Source organism: Streptomyces virginiae (assembly GCF_000720455.1).
Taxonomy (GTDB): Bacteria; Actinomycetota; Actinomycetes; order Streptomycetales; family Streptomycetaceae; genus Streptomyces; species Streptomyces virginiae.
This window is the reverse complement of sequence record NZ_JOAK01000004.1, coordinates 33,454-49,284: the sequence shown is the minus strand read 5'-3', so window position 1 is coordinate 49,284 and position 15,831 is coordinate 33,454. Positions and strand designations below refer to the sequence as shown.

Annotated in this window: 16 protein-coding genes; 8 read left to right on the top strand and 8 right to left on the bottom strand. The window is 71.3% G+C overall.

What is annotated here, in order from left to right:
* Positions 1–245: 245 nt before the first annotated feature.
* Positions 246–863, bottom strand: coding sequence for an SMI1/KNR4 family protein (locus IG86_RS0108490; protein WP_030829782.1), 618 nt, complete (start codon positions 861–863; stop codon positions 246–248).
* A gap of 59 nt (positions 864–922) precedes the next feature.
* Positions 923–1,279: a DUF192 domain-containing protein gene (locus IG86_RS0108485; RefSeq protein ID WP_030829779.1), complete on the bottom strand. Its 357-nt coding sequence runs from the start codon at positions 1,277–1,279 to the stop codon at positions 923–925.
* Between the two features lie 35 nt (positions 1,280–1,314).
* On the opposite strand from IG86_RS0108485, the gene IG86_RS0108480 reads away from it, so the two are divergent.
* On the top strand, positions 1,315–2,076 hold the full coding sequence (locus IG86_RS0108480; RefSeq protein ID WP_030829776.1) for a prepilin peptidase: 762 nt from the start codon (positions 1,315–1,317) through the stop codon (positions 2,074–2,076).
* A gap of 142 nt (positions 2,077–2,218) precedes the next feature.
* Here the strand turns inward: IG86_RS0108480 and mgrA are convergent, their stop codons facing one another.
* A complete protein-coding gene (gene mgrA, locus IG86_RS0108475; protein ID WP_030829774.1) occupies positions 2,219–3,256 on the bottom strand; it encodes an L-glyceraldehyde 3-phosphate reductase in 1,038 nt (345 codons plus the stop codon).
* A gap of 129 nt (positions 3,257–3,385) precedes the next feature.
* Here mgrA and IG86_RS0108470 point away from each other — a divergent pair, with 129 nt between their 5' ends.
* From IG86_RS0108470 to IG86_RS0108445, 6 genes are all read left to right on the top strand, one after another.
* A complete protein-coding gene (locus IG86_RS0108470) occupies positions 3,386–4,147 on the top strand; it encodes an isoprenyl transferase (RefSeq protein WP_030829772.1) in 762 nt (253 codons plus the stop codon).
* A gap of 342 nt (positions 4,148–4,489) precedes the next feature.
* On the top strand, positions 4,490–5,806 hold the full coding sequence (locus tag IG86_RS0108465) for a PhoH family protein (RefSeq protein WP_030029710.1): 1,317 nt from the start codon (positions 4,490–4,492) through the stop codon (positions 5,804–5,806).
* Between the two features lie 446 nt (positions 5,807–6,252).
* Positions 6,253–6,945, top strand: a complete 693-nt coding sequence (locus IG86_RS0108460; protein WP_030658679.1) for an aggregation-promoting factor C-terminal-like domain-containing protein — start codon at positions 6,253–6,255, stop codon at positions 6,943–6,945.
* A gap of 130 nt (positions 6,946–7,075) precedes the next feature.
* Positions 7,076–8,449 carry an AI-2E family transporter gene (locus IG86_RS0108455; RefSeq protein WP_037849296.1) on the top strand — a complete coding sequence of 458 codons (1,374 nt, stop codon included), beginning with the start codon at positions 7,076–7,078 and terminating at the stop codon, positions 8,447–8,449.
* Positions 8,450–8,516: 67 nt separating this feature from the next.
* Positions 8,517–9,209, top strand: coding sequence for a hypothetical protein (locus IG86_RS0108450; protein ID WP_030829768.1), 693 nt, complete (start codon positions 8,517–8,519; stop codon positions 9,207–9,209).
* 8 nt (positions 9,210–9,217) lie between these two features.
* Positions 9,218–9,922: a hypothetical protein gene (locus IG86_RS0108445; RefSeq protein WP_030829766.1), complete on the top strand. Its 705-nt coding sequence runs from the start codon at positions 9,218–9,220 to the stop codon at positions 9,920–9,922.
* A gap of 61 nt (positions 9,923–9,983) precedes the next feature.
* Here the strand turns inward: IG86_RS0108445 and IG86_RS0108440 are convergent, their stop codons facing one another.
* Positions 9,984–10,520 (bottom strand): alkyl hydroperoxide reductase, encoded by a 537-nt coding sequence (locus tag IG86_RS0108440; protein ID WP_030829757.1) that lies wholly within the window; start codon positions 10,518–10,520, stop codon positions 9,984–9,986.
* 3 nt (positions 10,521–10,523) lie between these two features.
* Positions 10,524–11,078: a peroxiredoxin gene (locus IG86_RS0108435; RefSeq protein ID WP_030658686.1), complete on the bottom strand. Its 555-nt coding sequence runs from the start codon at positions 11,076–11,078 to the stop codon at positions 10,524–10,526.
* A 137-nt stretch (positions 11,079–11,215) separates the two neighbouring features.
* Here IG86_RS0108435 and IG86_RS0108430 point away from each other — a divergent pair, with 137 nt between their 5' ends.
* Complete coding sequence (locus IG86_RS0108430) at positions 11,216–12,163, top strand: hydrogen peroxide-inducible genes activator (RefSeq protein WP_030829753.1); 948 nt, start codon at positions 11,216–11,218, stop codon at positions 12,161–12,163.
* 57 nt (positions 12,164–12,220) lie between these two features.
* Here IG86_RS0108430 and IG86_RS0108425 read toward each other — a convergent pair whose 3' ends face one another.
* The 3 genes from IG86_RS0108425 to IG86_RS0108415 are packed head-to-tail and all read right to left on the bottom strand — an operon-like array spanning position 12,221 to position 15,779.
* On the bottom strand, positions 12,221–14,572 hold the full coding sequence (locus tag IG86_RS0108425) for an ABC transporter permease (protein WP_030829750.1): 2,352 nt from the start codon (positions 14,570–14,572) through the stop codon (positions 12,221–12,223).
* Positions 14,569–15,255 (bottom strand): ABC transporter ATP-binding protein, encoded by a 687-nt coding sequence (locus tag IG86_RS0108420; RefSeq protein WP_030829747.1) that lies wholly within the window; start codon positions 15,253–15,255, stop codon positions 14,569–14,571. The genes IG86_RS0108425 and IG86_RS0108420 overlap by 4 nt, the downstream gene beginning before the upstream one ends.
* Positions 15,255–15,779, bottom strand: a complete 525-nt coding sequence (locus IG86_RS0108415) for a PadR family transcriptional regulator (protein ID WP_030658692.1) — start codon at positions 15,777–15,779, stop codon at positions 15,255–15,257. The genes IG86_RS0108420 and IG86_RS0108415 overlap by 1 nt, the downstream gene beginning before the upstream one ends.
* Between the last annotated feature and the right edge of the window lie 52 nt (positions 15,780–15,831).

The following is a 15,831-nucleotide window of genomic DNA, read 5'->3' as shown; positions in this document are numbered from 1 at the left end:
CCGTTGTTACTTATGGGTTGCTCCGGGCCGGCTGATCCCGCGATGGCCCGTTGGCCGGAATTCTCTCCTGTGGGAGGGGTGGTTGATTCCATTGGGTCCGCACTTGTGTTCAATGCTCCAACCGGCGCTTTTTCCAATGGTGTTTTCCGATATGCGGTCGGCGATGCGGACGCGCGTAGACATGCCGAAAAGCCCGTTTCCGGTCGGGAAACGGGCTTTTCGGGGGTGGTGGCGCGAACGGCCGGTCAGTCGGCGAATTCGCCCGCGTACGGGTCGGGCTCGCCCGTCTCCGGGTTGCGGCCCTCCTGCCAGCGCCGCTGCGCCTTGCGCCAGTGCACGAAGCTCAGGTGGCCGCCGTCCCAGAAGGTGATGCTGACCGGGCTCACGTCGAACTCGTCGGAGCAGAGCCGGTAGAGGAACTCGGCCATGCCGTACGGGTAGACGGCGAAGGAGTCGGCGGTGTGCCGGCCGCACACCAGGACCGGCCAGCGGTCCGGATCGGGGTCGGAGGTCAGCCAGCACAGGATGTCCGAGCCGCCGGTGACACCCCAGGCGATGATCGACTCCGGGTCCACGTCGAAGGCCGAACGGCCGCCCTCCGCCTCCCACGCCTGCCGGGCGTTGTCCGTCTCCTCGGCCATCTCGGCCGGGTCCCACTGGAGTCCGGGCTTGGGCAGCGGCAGCAGGACGCTGGCCTCGCCGTTGATGGAGCCGGCGCCGAAACGGCCCATGAACGCGATGAAGTCCGCCGGGAACCGGGTCCCCCAGGCCGCCTCGGCCGCGGGCCAGTCGACGTCCTCGTCGGCGCCGTGCGTCGCCGGCATGATCTGCTCCAGCGCCTTGATCCGCGCGTTCTCCGTCATGCCGCTCCCCTGTTGCCCCAGCTCAACCGCCCCAACCTACTGCGGGCGGCGAGCTCCTCCTAGGCGGTGTCCACATCCAGCGTGGTCCCGGCCGTCAGCCCCCAGCCGGCCATGGCGCCGGCCGCCGCCTCCAGGACGTGCCGGGCGCGCGGCCGGGGCAGTCCGATCCGGCCGGGAGCCATGGTGACCACGTCGAGCACGCGCAGGTTCCGGTCCAGGTACGCCACGTCGATCGCGAACCGCATCCGGAAGGTGTGCACGCTCGCCGCGGGGGTCAGCAGCATCGCCCCCTCGATCCCGTCCCGGCCGAGCAGGCCGCGCGTCCTCGCCCGGTACGAGGCGGCAACCTCCAGCGGGATCCGCGTGGGGTCCGTGCCGACCCGCAACGCGGCGGGCCCGTCATGCCAGTGCGCCATGGCGGCCACCCTAGGGGACCGCCTACCTTCGCCGGATGGGTGTGGTCGTGATCGTTCTCGCCGCCGGCTACGGAGTGGCCGCCGGGCTGCTCCTGCCCCGCGCGGCCTACCGGCTGTCCGTGGAACCAGGGGACCCCTGGCGCGAGCACTGCCCGCAGGGGCACCGGCTGCGCGGCTGGCTCGGCCCGGCCCGCTGCCGCCCGCCCGGGACGGAGCCCGCCGGCCGGGGGGCGGCGTACGGTCCGGCGCACGTCTACGGGCCGCGGGCCGTGCTCCCGGCCCTCCTCACCGCGGGCGTCTGCGCCCTGATCGCGGCGGCCGTGGGGGCGCGGCCCGAGGCGGCGGCGTACGCGGCACTCGCCCCGCTCCTCGTCCTGCTCGCCCTCGTCGACCGGGCCGTGCACCGGCTGCCCGACGTACTGACCCTGCCGCTCGCCGCCGGGGCCGCCGCCCTGCTCGGGCTCGCCGCGCTGCTGCCGGGCTCGGCCGGGTCCTGGCGGCTCGCCCTGCTCGGCGGGGGCGCGCTCGCGGCGGCGTACCTGGTGCTCCATCTGATCAACCCGGCCGGCATGGGCTTCGGCGACGTCAAGCTCGCGCTCTCGCTGGGGGTCGCTCTTGGGTGGTACGGGTGGGGGGTATGGGCCGCAGGGGCCTTCCTCGGGCTCCTCTACGGCTCGCTGTACGGCCTGACCCTGGTCCTGCGCGGCTCCGCCACCCGTGAACAGGGCTTCGCCTTCGGCCCCTTCATGGCGGCCGGAGCACTCACCGGAGTGCTGCTGGGTGGTTTCGGAGCGTAATCATGGCGCGCCGATGCACGCAGCATGCTTTACGAAGGGTTATGGTGGAACCCCCCCCTCGGGCCGGTCCGTATCCCCCCCACGGACCGGCCCGTTTTTCGTTCACCCGCCTCCCGCGCGGGTGTTGGGGCAAAAACGCAGGTCAGCCGCGCTGGGCCCAGATGTTCGTGCCGGGCGTGGACACCGCGAAGGAGTCGATCTCCTTCAGCTCCGCCTCGGAGAGCGGTGCGCCGGCCAGTGCGGCCACGTTCTGCTCCAGCTGACGGACGCTCGAAGCGCCGATCAGGGCCGAGGTCATCCGCTCGTCGCGCAGCACCCACGTGAGCGCGAGCTGGGCCAGGGACTGGCCGCGGCGGGACGCGATCTCGTTCAGCCCGGCCAGCCGGCGCAGCACGTCGTCCGAGAGCAGGTCGGGGTTGAGCGACTTGCCCTGGGCGGCCCGCGAGTCGGCCGGGATCCCCTTGAGGTACTTGTCGGTCAGCAGGCCCTGCGCGAGCGGCGCGAAGGAGATGCACCCCATGCCGGCGTCCTCCAGGGCGTCCAGCAGGCCGTCCTCCTCCGTCCAGCGGTTGATCATGGAGTAGGAGGGCTGGTGGATGAGCGGGCGCACGCCCATCTCGCGCAGGATCCGCACGGCCTCGGCCGTCTGCTCGGCCGTGTAGGAGGAGACGCCGACGTAGAGCGCCTTGCCCTGCCGGACCGCGGACGCCAGCGCGCCCATGGTCTCCTCCAGCGGGGTCTGCGGGTCGAAGCGGTGCGAGTAGAAGATGTCGACGTAGTCCACGCCCATCCGCTTCAGCGAGGCGTCGAGCGAGCTGAGCAGGTACTTGCGGCTGCCCCACTCGCCGTACGGCCCGGGGTGCATCAGGTAGCCGGCCTTGGTCGACAGGATCAGCTCGTCGCGGTAGGACGCGAAGTCCTGCGAAAAGATCTTGCCGAAGTTCAGCTCGGCCGAGCCGGGCGGCGGCCCGTAGTTGTTCGCGAGGTCGAAGTGGGTGACGCCGAGGTCGAAGGCGCGGCGCAGGATCGACCGCTGCGACTCCAGGGACCGGTCGTCGCCGAAGTTGTGCCAGAGGCCGAGGGAGATGGCGGGGAGCTTGAGGCCGCTGTGGCCGGTGCGGCGGTACTCCATGGAGTCGTAGCGCGAGGGCTCTGCCCGATAGGGATTGGTATCAGTCACGTTGTCCTCCCTATCACGGAGTTGTGACAGACCGAGTTGGGTACCCGATCCCGGCGCGCAGTAATGTGGCGGACTCGGGGGAGGGACCGCATTTCGCACGGGGGCAAGGCACGGAGGGGCTGGAAGATCGTGAAGCTGCGCGACCTGGTGTACAGGCTTTACGCACGCCGGGTGGAAGGCCGCCTCGACCACGACGCGGCGCCCAAGCACATCGGCGTCATCCTGGACGGGAACCGTCGCTGGGCGAAGGCGTCCGGAGGTACGACGGAGCAGGGCCACCAGGCCGGAGCCGACAAGATCTCCGAGATGCTCGGCTGGTGCACCGAGACGGACGTCGAGGTCGTCACGCTGTGGATGCTCTCCACCGACAACCTGGACCGGCCGGAGGTCGAGCTCCGCCCCCTGCTCAACATCATCGAGAACACCGTGCGGGGCCTCGCCGCGGACGGCCGCTGGCGCGTCCACCACGTCGGCAACCTGGACATCCTGCCCGCCGGGACGCAGCGGGTCCTCAAGGAGGCCGAGCAGGCGACCCACGACGTCGACGGGATACTCGTCAACGTCGCCGTCGGCTACGGCGGCCGCCAGGAGATCGCCGACGCGGTGCGCTCGCTGCTGCTGGAGCACGCGCGGAAGGGCACCTCCTTCGAGGAGCTCGCCGAGATCCTCGACATCGACCACATCGCCGAGCACCTCTACACCCGCGGCCAGCCCGACCCGGACCTCGTGATCCGCACCAGCGGCGAGCAGCGGCTGTCCGGGTTCATGCTGTGGCAGAGCGCGCACTCCGAGTACTACTTCTGCGAGGTCTTCTGGCCGGCCTTCCGCAAGGTCGACTTCCTGCGGGCCCTGCGCGACTACGCGGCCCGCCACCGGCGCTACGGCACCTGACGCCGACAGGACACCCCTGAGGGGGTTCCCGCGCGAGGGAGCCCCCTCAGCCCCGTCCTCCCCTCCCCTCGAAGCCTTCACCAGGGATTCACCGAGCGTCCGTCATATGCCATGGCATGTCCTGGCCTGTTCGGGGAATATCCCTTTCAGGTCGATGCCCGATCCACGGGTGTCGAGTCTCAGCGGACGGCATGGGGCCGTCCGCCCGGGAGGCCCTTTGCACCAGGACGCACGTGCGGTTCGCACGGACGCAGTGGAGGGCCGGAAATCGGCCCTGGCATGGGTGCCGATGACCGGTCCGGTCTTCATGGCCCGACCTCTTCCGAGGGGGTACGTCCTTCCGTGGTGACCAGCACTAAGCGCCGCCTGTCAGACAGGCGGACCTACGTCCTCGACACCAGCGTCCTGCTGGCAGACCCCAATGCGATCTCCCGCTTCGACGAGCACGAGGTCGTGCTCCCGATCGTGGTGATCACCGAGCTGGAGGCAAAGAGGCACCATCCCGAACTCGGTTACTTCGCGCGCCAGGCCCTGCGCCTGCTCGACGACTTCCGGGTTCGCAACGGTCGCCTGGACGCCCCCATCCCGCTGGGCGATCTGGGCGGCACGCTGCGCGTCGAGCTCAACCACTCCGACCCGGGCGTCCTGCCCGCCGGCTTCCGGCTGGGGGACAACGACTCGCGGATCCTCGCCGTCGCCCGCAACCTCCAGGCCGAGGGCTACGACGTCACGGTCGTCTCGAAGGATCTCCCGCTGCGCATCAAGGCCTCCTCCGTGGGGCTGATCGCGGAGGAGTACCGCGCGGAACTCGCGATCACCGACGGCGGCTGGACCGGCATGAGCGAGATCGGCCTCTCCGGGGAGCAGGTTGACCTCCTCTACTCGGAGGAGCGGCTCTACGTCCCGGAGGCCGCGGAACTGCCCGTGCACACCGGACTGGTCCTGCAGTCCGAGCGCGGCAAGGCCCTGGGCCGGGTCACCGCGGACGGCAACGTCAAGCTCGTACGGGGCGACCGCGACGCCTTCGGGCTGCACGGCCGCAGCGCCGAGCAGCGCATCGCGCTGGACCTGCTGCTCGACCCCGAGATCGGGATCATCTCGATGGGCGGCCGGGCCGGCACCGGCAAGTCCGCGCTGGCGCTCTGCGCCGGCCTGGAAGCGGTGCTGGAGCGCAGGCAGCATCAGAAGGTGATGGTCTTCCGGCCGCTGTACGCGGTGGGCGGCCAGGACCTCGGCTACCTGCCCGGTGACGCCTCCGAGAAGATGAGTCCCTGGGCGCAGGCGGTCTTCGACACGCTCTCGTCGGTCGCCGGACGCGAGGTCATCGAGGAGGTGCTGAACCGCGGGATGCTGGAGGTCCTGCCGCTCACGCACATCCGCGGCCGCTCGCTCCACGACGCCTTCGTGATCGTGGACGAGGCGCAGTCGCTGGAACGGAACGTCCTGTTGACCGTTCTGTCCCGGATCGGGGCCAATTCGCGGGTCGTTCTGACCCACGACGTCGCCCAGCGGGACAACCTGCGGGTCGGCCGGTACGACGGAGTGGTCGCCGTGGTCGAGAAGCTGAAGGGGCATCCGCTCTTCGCCCACGTCACGCTGACGCGATCCGAGCGCTCCCCGATCGCCGCTCTGGTCACCGAGATGCTGGAGACCCTCTGACCCGGGTGAGCCAGAGAGGCCGCCCGTCAGGGTGGCGGAACCGGTCAAAAACCCCATAGCGGGAAGGCGAGTTGGCGCCGCCCGGCAAAGGCCCGAGAGCCTAGCCGGGCGGCGTCGTGCTGCACAGCCCTTTGAGCAAATCGACGGCGACATGCCAGGTGTGACCTTTCCCACGCAACGGAGAATTGCCTTGCGGTGTCGAGGTCCGGCAGAGTCTGGTTTCCGTCAGGCCCCGCATACGGCACACCTGTATCTCCCGTGAGGTACGCGCAGCACCACAACTCCACAGCCGATGGCCGTATGCCGCCCGCAGTTACACGCGGCAGCCCCCGCAGGGGAGTTGCCCACGGGCCCGCGCCTCCAGTGACCGTAGAACCACGGAGGCCAGAGTCGAGGGCACTTTTGCGCCCGCGCGGTCACTGCGGACGCTGCTGGAAGGACACCGTGTGAGCCGGATCTCGGTCCGGGGGTTCGCAGTGGCTTCGGCCACCGCGGTCACCACCGTCGGCGCAGTCGTGGGCGTTGCCACCGGCGACCCCACGAACGATCTCGAGACGACCGCGTCCGGGGCGACCCTCCTCGCAGACATTCCGGTCGGCGACCAGGCGCAGGTCCAGAGCGCGTCCCTGACGCAGCAGGCGGACACCATCGCCCACGCCGCCGACGCCGACGCCAAGCGTTCGGCCGAAGAGGCCGCCCGCCTCCAGGCCGCCGAGGACGCCAAGTCCAAGAAGGCCGAGGCGCAGAAGGCCGCCGACGAGAAGGCGAAGAAGGACCGCGAGGCGAAGGAAGTCGCCAGCCGTTCCGCCGCCCGCGACGCCGGTGACTTCGCCGTCCAGAGCTCCTACACGGTCGCTCAGGTCAAGGCCATCGCCCAGCAGATGGTCCCGGCCGGCCAGTTCCAGTGCTTCTCGAACATCATCAACCAGGAATCCACCTGGAACTACCTGGCCGTGAACAAGTCCTCCGGGGCTTACGGCCTGGTCCAGGCGCTCCCCGGTTCGAAGATGGCCTCGGCCGGCGCGGACTGGCGCACCAACCCCGCCACGCAGATCAAGTGGGGCCTGAACTACATGGAAGACCGCTACGGCAGCCCCTGCGCCGCGTGGAGCTTCCACCAGGCCAACGGCTGGTACTGACGGCCGCCGCCGCATCGCGGCGCACAGCTCGTCCCCGGGTAGCCCCGCACCGTCGTACGGTGCGGGGCTACTCGCGTGTACGGTCATCGGGGTGTGCCCGTAGACCGGGGGGCGGGGGAAGGAAACTGACATGGCGAAGAGGGAAGGCTGGCTCGGCCGGCTGGGCAACAGGCTGAACGCGATGGAGGCGCGGCTCAACGAGCGGCGTGCCGAAGTCGAGGCCGAGACCGGAGGCGATCTGCCCGGGCGCTCACGCCCGGCGCAGGAGGCTCCGGCGGCCGCCGAGAAGCCCGACGCACCGACGCAGGGGCACGCGGCCGCGACGGCCGCTCCCGTGCGCTACGAACGCCCTGAGCGGCCCGATCCGGCGAGCGTGGTCCCGTGGGGGATGCGCGTCGCCGCCGAGGCCAGCTGGCGGCTGCTGCTGCTCGCCGGGATGCTCTGGGTGCTGATGAAGGTGATCAGCGAAGTCCGCCTGGTCGTCCTCGCCTTCGCGGCCGCCATGCTCGTCACCGCGATGCTCCAGCCCTTCGTCGTCCGGCTGCGCAGACTGGGCCTGCCGCGCGGTCTGGCCACGGCCGTCACGGCCGTCCTCGGCTTCGTCGTCATCGGGCTCGTCGGCTGGTTCGTCGTCTGGCAGGTCATGGAGAACCTCGACGACCTCTCCGACCGGGTCCGCGACGGCATCAACGAACTCAAACTCTGGGCACTGGACAGTCCGTTCCACGTGACCGAGAAGCAGATCAACGACATCGCGAAGAACCTCAGCGAGACCATCGGCACCAACACCGAGCAGATCACCTCCGCCGGACTCCAGGGCGTGACGGTCCTCGTCGAGATCCTCACGGGCATGCTGCTCGCGATGTTCTCGACGCTGTTCCTGCTCTACGACGGCAAGCGCATCTGGAACTGGGCGCTCGGCCTGGTCCCGGCCGCCGCCCGCGCCGGAGTCGCCGGCGCCGGTCCGCGCGCCTGGCGCACGCTGACCGCGTACGTCCGCGGCACGGTCATCGTCGCCCTCATCGACGCCATCTTCATCGGCCTGGGGCTGTACTTCCTGGACGTGCCGATGGCGGTGCCGCTGGCCGTGTTCATCTTCCTCTTCGCCTTCATCCCGCTGGTCGGCGCGGTGATCTCGGGCGCCCTCGCCGTGGTCGTGGCGCTCGTGACCCAGGGCGTGTTCACCGCCCTGATGACGCTGCTGGTGGTCCTGGCGGTGCAGCAGATCGAAGGGCACGTGCTCCAGCCCTTCATCCTCGGCCGGGCGGTCCGGGTGCACCCGCTCGCGGTGGTCCTCGCGGTGGCCGCCGGCGGGATGATCGCGGGCATCGGAGGGGCGGTGGTCGCCGTTCCGCTGGTGGCCGTCACCAACACGGTGGTCGGGTACCTGAGGGCGTACTCACGGGACCAGCACCACCTGGGGGCCGGGATGGTCGGCCCCGCGCCGCACGGCGCGACGGCGCTGGGCGTGGGGCCCGGCGACGAGGAGCGACCCAGGCCCTGACCAGGCCGGGGCGTGAACGGGCGGGCGCCGCCGGTGGCGTCCGCAGCGGGACGACAGGGGGACAGACATGATCACCGATCCGGAACTCGACGGCGCGTGGGAGACCGGCCACGCGGGGGAGCGGGCGCAGGAGGCGGAGGAACTCGCGCCGCGCGGAGGGGCGGACGGCGCCGCGGGGGCGCGCCGGCCGTGGCTGTGGGCGCTGGGCGGGGCCGTGATCGCCTCGGCGGTGTGGGCGGGCGGGCTCTACGCCTTCGGGGACAGGCTCGCCGCGCCGGGCATCTCGTACCGGGCGACGGAGAACCTGTGCGAGGACTTCCGGGCGCGGGCGCTGGCCAAGATCGCGGGAGACCTGCACCGGTACCGGCCGATGAACCAGCAGAACCACCACCCGGCCGTGCGCGGCGCGATCTGCGTGCTGCAGAACGGTGAGACGCAGTCGACCCTCACCGTGCGGACGCAGGTCGACCTGCACCAGAAGACCGACCCCGGGCCCGAGTTCGACGTACCGTCGCTCTGGCTCGCCGCCGACGTGGGCAAGGGCCGCACCGAGTCGGTCCAGGGCCTCGGCGAGCGCGCCGTGGTCTTCGTGGCGCCCGGGGACGAGGTGGTCCAGCTCAGGGTGCTGGACGACGGTGCGGTGTTCACGCTCGAGACCTACGGCAACGGCACCGGGGGGAACACCCCGGCCGACTCCGCCGCGCTCCAGACGGCGATGATCGAGGACGCCCGCGAGCTGATGGCGGCGCTGAAGAAGTAGGGGGCGTGATGATCAGCGAACCCGAACTCGACGGGGCGTGGGAGTCGGCGCGTCCGGTGGAGGTCGCACAGGACGAGACCGCCCGCCCGCGGGGACCGTCGCGGCCGTGGTGGGCGATCGCCGCCGCGGTCGCGGCCACCTCCGCGCTGTGGGCGGGCGGGCTGTACGCCTTCGGGGGGTGGCCGGCGGCGGAGCCGGAGGTCCGGTACGCGGTCACGGACGACCTGTGCGGGCAGTTCAGGGCCCCGGCCCTCGCGGCGGCGCTGGGCGGGTTCAAGGTCTCCGACCCGCGCAAGGGAGGCCGGCATCCGGCTCTGGACTGGGCGTCGTGCAACCACAGCGGTGACCGCGCCGACGGCTCCGGCGGGTTCTCCGTCGTGGCCGTGGCCGAGCTGCACAAGAAGACCGATCCGGCGCCCGAGTTCGCGCTGGGCTCCCTCTACTCCCGGGCCTTCGATGACGACCTGCGGTGGGAGGAGGTGCCCGGCCTGGGGGAGCAGACCCTGGTCGGCTCGTCCGAGATCAGTGACGGTCTGCGGCTGCGAGTCCGCGACGGCGGCGCGGTGTTCACCTTCGAGCTGATGTTCTTCGACCGGATGGAGGAGGCGCCCGACCCGCAGGCGACGTCACCGGCGCGGCCCGATCCGGAGACCCTCACGGCGGCGGCGGTCGAGGACGCGCGGGCACTGATGGCCGCGCTGCGCAAGGACTGACGACGCAAGGGCCCCGCGACCGTTTCCGGTCGCGGGGCCCTGGTCGTCGTACGGGGTGGCGCTACTCGCCGGCGATGGCGGCCTCGGCGTCGAGGGTGACCGCGACGGCCTGGATCACCGAGGCGATCTTGAAGGCCTCCTGGATCGTCTCGCGGTCGACGCCCGCCTTGCGCAGGACCTGCTCGTGCGAGTCCAGGCACTGGCCGCAGCCGTTGATCGCGGAGACCGCGAGCGACCACAGCTCGAAGTCGACCTTCTCCACGCCCGGGTTGCCGATGACGTTCATCCGCAGGCCCGCGCGCAGCGTGTTGTACTCCGGGTCGGAGAGCAGGTGCCGCGTGCGGTAGAAGACGTTGTTCATCGCCATGACCGCGGCGGCGGACTTGGCGGCGGTGTACGCCTCCGGAGAGAGGTTCGCCTTCGCCTCCGGCTCCAGCTCACGCAGGACGCGCGGGGAGCGGGCGGCGATCGCGCAGGCCAGGACGGTGCCCCACAGCTGCTGCTGCGGGAGGTCGCTGTTGCCTATGACCGAACCGAGGTTCAGCTTCAGGTCCTTGGCGAAGTCCGGGACGGACCCCTTCAGGGAGTCGAGGGACATCCGTCACTCACCGGCCAGCAGCGCGCCGGCGTCGATCGTGGCGTCGCCCTTGTTCCAGTTGCAGGGGCACAGCTCGTCGGTCTGCAGGGCGTCGAGGACCCGCAGGACCTCCTTGGGGTTACGGCCCACGGAACCGGCGGTCACCATCGAGAACTGGATCTCGTTGTTGGGGTCGACGACGAAGACGGCGCGCATCGGCAGGCCGTCCTCGCCGAGGATGCCCAGCTCGGCGGAGAGCTCGCGCTTGATGTCCGACATCATCGGGAAGGGCAGGTCACGCAGGTCGGCGTGGTCCTTGCGCCAGGCGTGGTGCACGTACTCGGAGTCGAGGGAGAAGCCGAGGACCTGCGCGTCACGGTCGGCGAACTCGTCGTTCAGCTTGCCGAAGGCGGCGATCTCCGTCGGGCACACGAAGGTGAAGTCCAGAGGCCACGCGAAGATGACCTTCCACTTGCCCTCGTAGGTCTTGTGGTCGATCTGCGCGAACTCGGCTCCGGCCTCGAGCGAGACGCAGGCGGTCAGGTCGAAGGCGGGGAACTTGTCACCAACAGTGAGCACGCGCTCTCCTTGATCAATGGAAATAGACCCCTTTTGGGGGCTTTCCGATGGGGTTGGACGTGTCTCACATGCTGGCACAACCTGCATTGATTATGGAAATAGCTAGTCTTGCTGCGGGTGATCGGAGGTACCTATCAGTGGCTGTCGGTAATAGGGGAGCGAAGCAACCGACCCTCGCTCAGCTGCGCGCCTTCGCGGCCGTCGCCGAGCACCTGCACTTCCGCGACGCGGCCGCGGCCATCGGCATGAGCCAGCCGGCGCTCTCCGGCGCCGTGTCCGCGCTGGAGGAGGCCCTCGGCGTGCAGCTGCTGGAGCGCACCACCCGCAAGGTGCTCCTCTCCCCGGCGGGCGAGCGGATCGCCGCCCGGGCCCAGGTGGTGCTCGACGCCGTCGGCGGACTGCTGGAGGAGGCCGAGGCGGTACGGGCCCCCTTCACCGGCATACTGCGGCTCGGGGTGATCCCCACCGTGGCGCCGTACCTGCTGCCGACCGTGCTGGGGCTGTTCCACCGCCGCTACCCGCGGATGGACCTCCAGGTGCACGAGGAGCAGACCGGCTCGCTGCTGGAGGGGCTGGCCGCCGGGCGCCTGGACCTGCTCCTGCTGGCGGTGCCCCTCGGAGTCCCCGGTGTCACCGAACTGCCCCTCTTCGACGAGGACTTCGTCCTCCTCGCCCCCCGCGAGCACGCCCTGGCCGGACGTCGGGACATTCCGCTCGACGAACTGCGCGACCTGCAGCTGCTGTTGCTGGACGAGGGGCACTGCCTGCGGGACCAGGCCCTCGACATCTGCCGGGAGGCCGGGCGGACCACCGGGGCCGACGTCACGACGACCGCCGCCGGCCTGTCCACGCTCGTGCAGCTCGTCGCCGGCGGCCTCGGAGTGACCCTGCTGCCGCGCACCGCGCTGCGGCTGGAGACCGCCCGCAACGAGTACCTGTCCACCGGCTACTTCGCCGAGCCCGCCCCCTCACGACGGATCGCCCTGGCCATGCGTACGGGGACCGCGCGCCAGGAGGAGTTCGAGGCGATCGCCGCCGCCCTCCGCGAAGCCGTACGCCCCCTCCCCGTCTGGCCCACCGACTAGGGGGTGTCGGCGGCCGCGGGGGAGCGGGCGTACGGGGTCCGGGCGGGGCGGCCGGGGTCACTCCGTGCGCAGGCCGTCCGGGCGCATCAGCCGCAGCAGCGGCGGCAGGCTGAGCAGGGTCACGGCCGCGACCACGCCCGCGCCCACCCCGGTCATCCCGAGGACCGACGGCCAGTCGATCCGGACCGGCTGCGCGGCCATCCCCATCAGGACGGCGCCCAGCGCGGTGCCCACGAAGGCCGCCAGCACCAGGCCCAGCACGATCGGCACGGCCGTCTGCCACAGCACCGACAGGCTCAGCGTGGACCGCTTGGTGCCGAAAGCGACCAGGGAGGAGAGCAGCCGCCGGCGCTCGCGCAGCTGCTCCAGCTGCGACACGAACAGACTGGCGCCGATCAAGACCAGCACGGCGGCCGCGCCGAAGAACAGCCCCGTGCGGATCGAGGAGAAGCCGGCGGCCTGCGTGCTGTCCCGCAGCGTCATCGCCGTGACGAACGGATCCGTCTTGAAGACGGCGTTCCGCGCCCGGTCGAGCGCGTCCGGACCGGACTCGTCGACCTGGACGAAGATCCGCGCGTCCGGGAAGTCGCCCAGCTCCTTCGGCGCCGCCGACGGGGTCACCAGCAGGCCGCTGCGCAGCTGCCCGGTGGGGTCCTCCCGGGCGGGGACGGTACGGGCGCCCGCCGGGACCTGCCACTTCACCGGAGCGGGGCTGTCGGTGGTCTCGAACTCGTACCGCCGCACGTTGCCGACGAACAGCTCGTCGCCGGGCTTCGCCGTACCCCCGTAGAACCCGGTGGAGGAGGGCCCGGTCAGGACGAAGGCGTCGCCCTCCTCGCAGGAGTCGAGCGTGGCGACCTCCCCGAGCGCGTCGCAGGTGCCGACGGTCACCTGGACCGTGTCCTCCTCCGCGGGCATCCGGTGGGCGGCCTGAGCGGAGGTCAGCGGGACCGCGCGGGTGACGCCCTGCACGGCGGCGATCCGCTGCGCGAGCTCGTCCATGGGGGCGTCCGACTCGCGGTTGACCATGACGGCGACGGCGGCCCTGCCGGGGTCCTGGCCGGTCGACTCGGTGTAGTCGCCCTCGACGCCCGCGAAGAGCATCTGGAGGGCGATGGCGCCCGCGACGGCCACGGCGATGCCGTTGACCAGGCGGGCGGCGCTGCCGGTGTTGACCTGGAGCCGGCGCACGGCCAGCTGCCAGGAGACCGGGCCGCCGGACATCTTCCCGACGAAACGCTCCAGCAGCCACGGGAGCAGCACGGTGATCCCGACCAGCAGCAGCACCACGCCGGCGCTGACCTGCCACTGGTTGAACCTGCCGTGGCTGTTGCCGCGGCCGTCCAGGGGCACCAGCAGACCGAGCCCGACCAGCGGCAGCAGCAGCCGCCACCAGATGCGGCGGCGGGAGGGCCTGGCCGTGCGGACGACGCCCAGCGGCTCGATGACCACACCGCGCAGCGCGAACAGGGTCACGGCCACGGCCGCCGCGGGCACCGCGAGGGCGACCAGCACGGCCAGCCAGGGCGCCGGGTCGAGGTCGGCGGGGAAGACGCTGCGCTGCCGGAGGCTGACGCTGCCGACGAGGGAGCGGCCGACGGCGAAGAAGCCGGTGCCCAGGAGCAGTCCGACCAGGGAGCCGGCGAGCGCCTCGCCGGCCGCGATCCGGCGCACCATCCTGCTGTCCGCGCCGACCAGCCGCAGTGCGGCGAGCCGGCGGTCGCGCCGATCCCCGCCGAAGCGGACGGCGGTGGCGATGAACACGGCGACGGGCATCAGCAGGGCGACGAAGGTCAGGACGACCATCAGCATGAGGACGGGGTCGAGGTTCTCGCGGTCCGCCTCGTAGCCGAAGCCGGTGACGCGCTCGACGCGGTAGTCCTCGGGGCCGTTCTTGCGGAGGGTGTCGCTGCCCAGGTAGAAGAGCAGCTCGCCGGGGCCGACCAGGCCCGGGTCGCCGACGACCTCGCTGACCCGCGCGTCGAGCCGCTCGCGCAGCAGGGCGCCCTCGGAGGACTTCAGCAACTCGTCCAGGGCGGGGGAGAGGGCCATCTCGCCCGGGCCCGGGATCTTCTTCAGGCCGGGCGGCAGCGGGGCGTTCGGGCCCTCGGCCCGCACCACGTGCCCCTCGATGTCCTTGTGGTGGTACGTCTGCCCGATCCGGGCGATCAGCAGGGTGTCGGGTCCCGGCGCGTCGGCGGTGTCGGAGTGCATCGTCGACCGCGCGTCGCCGCGCTCGTACCGTGCGGTGAGGGCGCCGGGGATCGCGGTGCTGATCAGCAGCAGCGCGACGCCGAGACCGACGCCGACGCCGGTGAGCAGGGTGCGGATCCAGCCCTCGCGGCCGCCGCCGAAGGCGAAGCGGGCACCCATCGCGAGGTCGCGGGTCCAGACCTGGAGCCGGCTCATACGATCCGCTCCATGTCGCGGGACTTCCCGTCGCGTACGACGATCTCGCGGTCGGAGTAGGCGGCCACGCGCGTCTCGTGCGTGACGAGGACGACGGCGGCGTTCGCGGACCGGGCGGCCTCCGTGAGCAGCTGCATGACGAGTTCGCCGTTGAGGGAGTCGAGGGCTCCGGTGGGTTCGTCGGCGAAGATCACCCGCGGGCCGGTGACGAGGGCGCGGGCGACGGCCACGCGCTGCCCCTGGCCGCCGGATATCTCGCCGGGCCGCTTGGCGCCGAGGTCCTCCACCTGGAGCTGCTCCATCCAGTGCAGGGCGGTGCGTTCGGCCTCCTTGCGCCTGACGCCGGTCAGGCGCAGCGGGAGGGCGACGTTCTCCACGCAGGTCAGCTCCGGTACGAGCTGCCCGAACTGGAAGACGAAGCCGAACTCGGTGCGGCGCAGGGCGCTGCGCTCGGCGTCGCTCAGGGCGGTGAGTTCACGGCCGGCGTAGCTGATGGAGCCGGAGTCGGGCGGGACGATCCCGGCGAGGCAGTGCAGCAGGGTGGACTTGCCGGAGCCGGAGGGGCCCATCACGGCGACGACCTCACCGGCGTGGATGGAGAACTCGGCGCCGTCCAGGGCGTTGGTGGTCCCGTACGCCTTGCGCAGGTCCGTGGCGACGAGAAGGGAGCCGGCCGGGGTCATCATCGGCGGACCTCCCGCGCGAGCTGGTCGAGCCGGGCCGCGGTGAGCTCCAGCCACCGCAGGTCCGCTTCGAGGTGGAACAAGGCGTGGTCGCAGATGAGCTGGTCGGCGATGTCGCCCTTGCGCTTGCGCTGGGTGAGGATGCGCATGAGGCGCAGGTGCTCGGCCCGCTGGGTGTCCAGCAGTTCGTCGGCGCGGCGGCCGGTGAGCAGCGCGAGGACGACCTTCGTGTAGAGGGTCGAGTGGAGGTACGGCTCCGGCTTCTCGGGCTGGGAGAGCCAGGCCTCGACGTCGGTGATCCCGGCGTCCGTGATGGAGTACCGCTTGCGGTCGGGACCGCCGCCCGCCTCTATGCCCTCGACCTCGACGAGGCCGTTCTTCAGGAGGCGGGACATGGTCGAGTAGACCTGCCCGTAGGCGAGGGGGCGGTCGTGGCCGAACTTCTCGTCGAAGGCCCGCTTCAGGTCGTAGCCGTGGCGCGGGCCGGCCTCTAGGAGGCCCAGGAGGGTGTGACCGATGGACATGCCGCCGACTATACATCGTGTGTATACGCGGAGTGTATAGAGGTGCTGGGCT

Bases quoted from the DNA above. Each gene is read 5' to 3' on its own strand.
- IG86_RS0108490 (WP_030829782.1), bottom strand. From the start codon at position 863: ATGACGGAGAACGCGCGGATCAAGGCGCTGGAGCAGATCATGCCGGCG.
- IG86_RS0108485 (WP_030829779.1), bottom strand. From the start codon at position 1,279: ATGGCGCACTGGCATGACGGGCCCGCCGCGTTGCGGGTCGGCACGGAC.
- IG86_RS0108480 (WP_030829776.1), top strand. From the start codon at position 1,315: ATGGGTGTGGTCGTGATCGTTCTCGCCGCCGGCTACGGAGTGGCCGCC.
- IG86_RS0108455 (WP_037849296.1), top strand. From the start codon at position 7,076: ATGGCGAAGAGGGAAGGCTGGCTCGGCCGGCTGGGCAACAGGCTGAAC.
- IG86_RS0108450 (WP_030829768.1), top strand. From the start codon at position 8,517: ATGATCACCGATCCGGAACTCGACGGCGCGTGGGAGACCGGCCACGCG.
- IG86_RS0108445 (WP_030829766.1), top strand. From the start codon at position 9,218: ATGATCAGCGAACCCGAACTCGACGGGGCGTGGGAGTCGGCGCGTCCG.
- IG86_RS0108440 (WP_030829757.1), bottom strand. From the start codon at position 10,520: ATGTCCCTCGACTCCCTGAAGGGGTCCGTCCCGGACTTCGCCAAGGAC.
- IG86_RS0108425 (WP_030829750.1), bottom strand. From the start codon at position 14,572: ATGAGCCGGCTCCAGGTCTGGACCCGCGACCTCGCGATGGGTGCCCGC.
- IG86_RS0108420 (WP_030829747.1), bottom strand. From the start codon at position 15,255: ATGACCCCGGCCGGCTCCCTTCTCGTCGCCACGGACCTGCGCAAGGCG.
- IG86_RS0108415 (WP_030658692.1), bottom strand. From the start codon at position 15,779: ATGTCCATCGGTCACACCCTCCTGGGCCTCCTAGAGGCCGGCCCGCGC.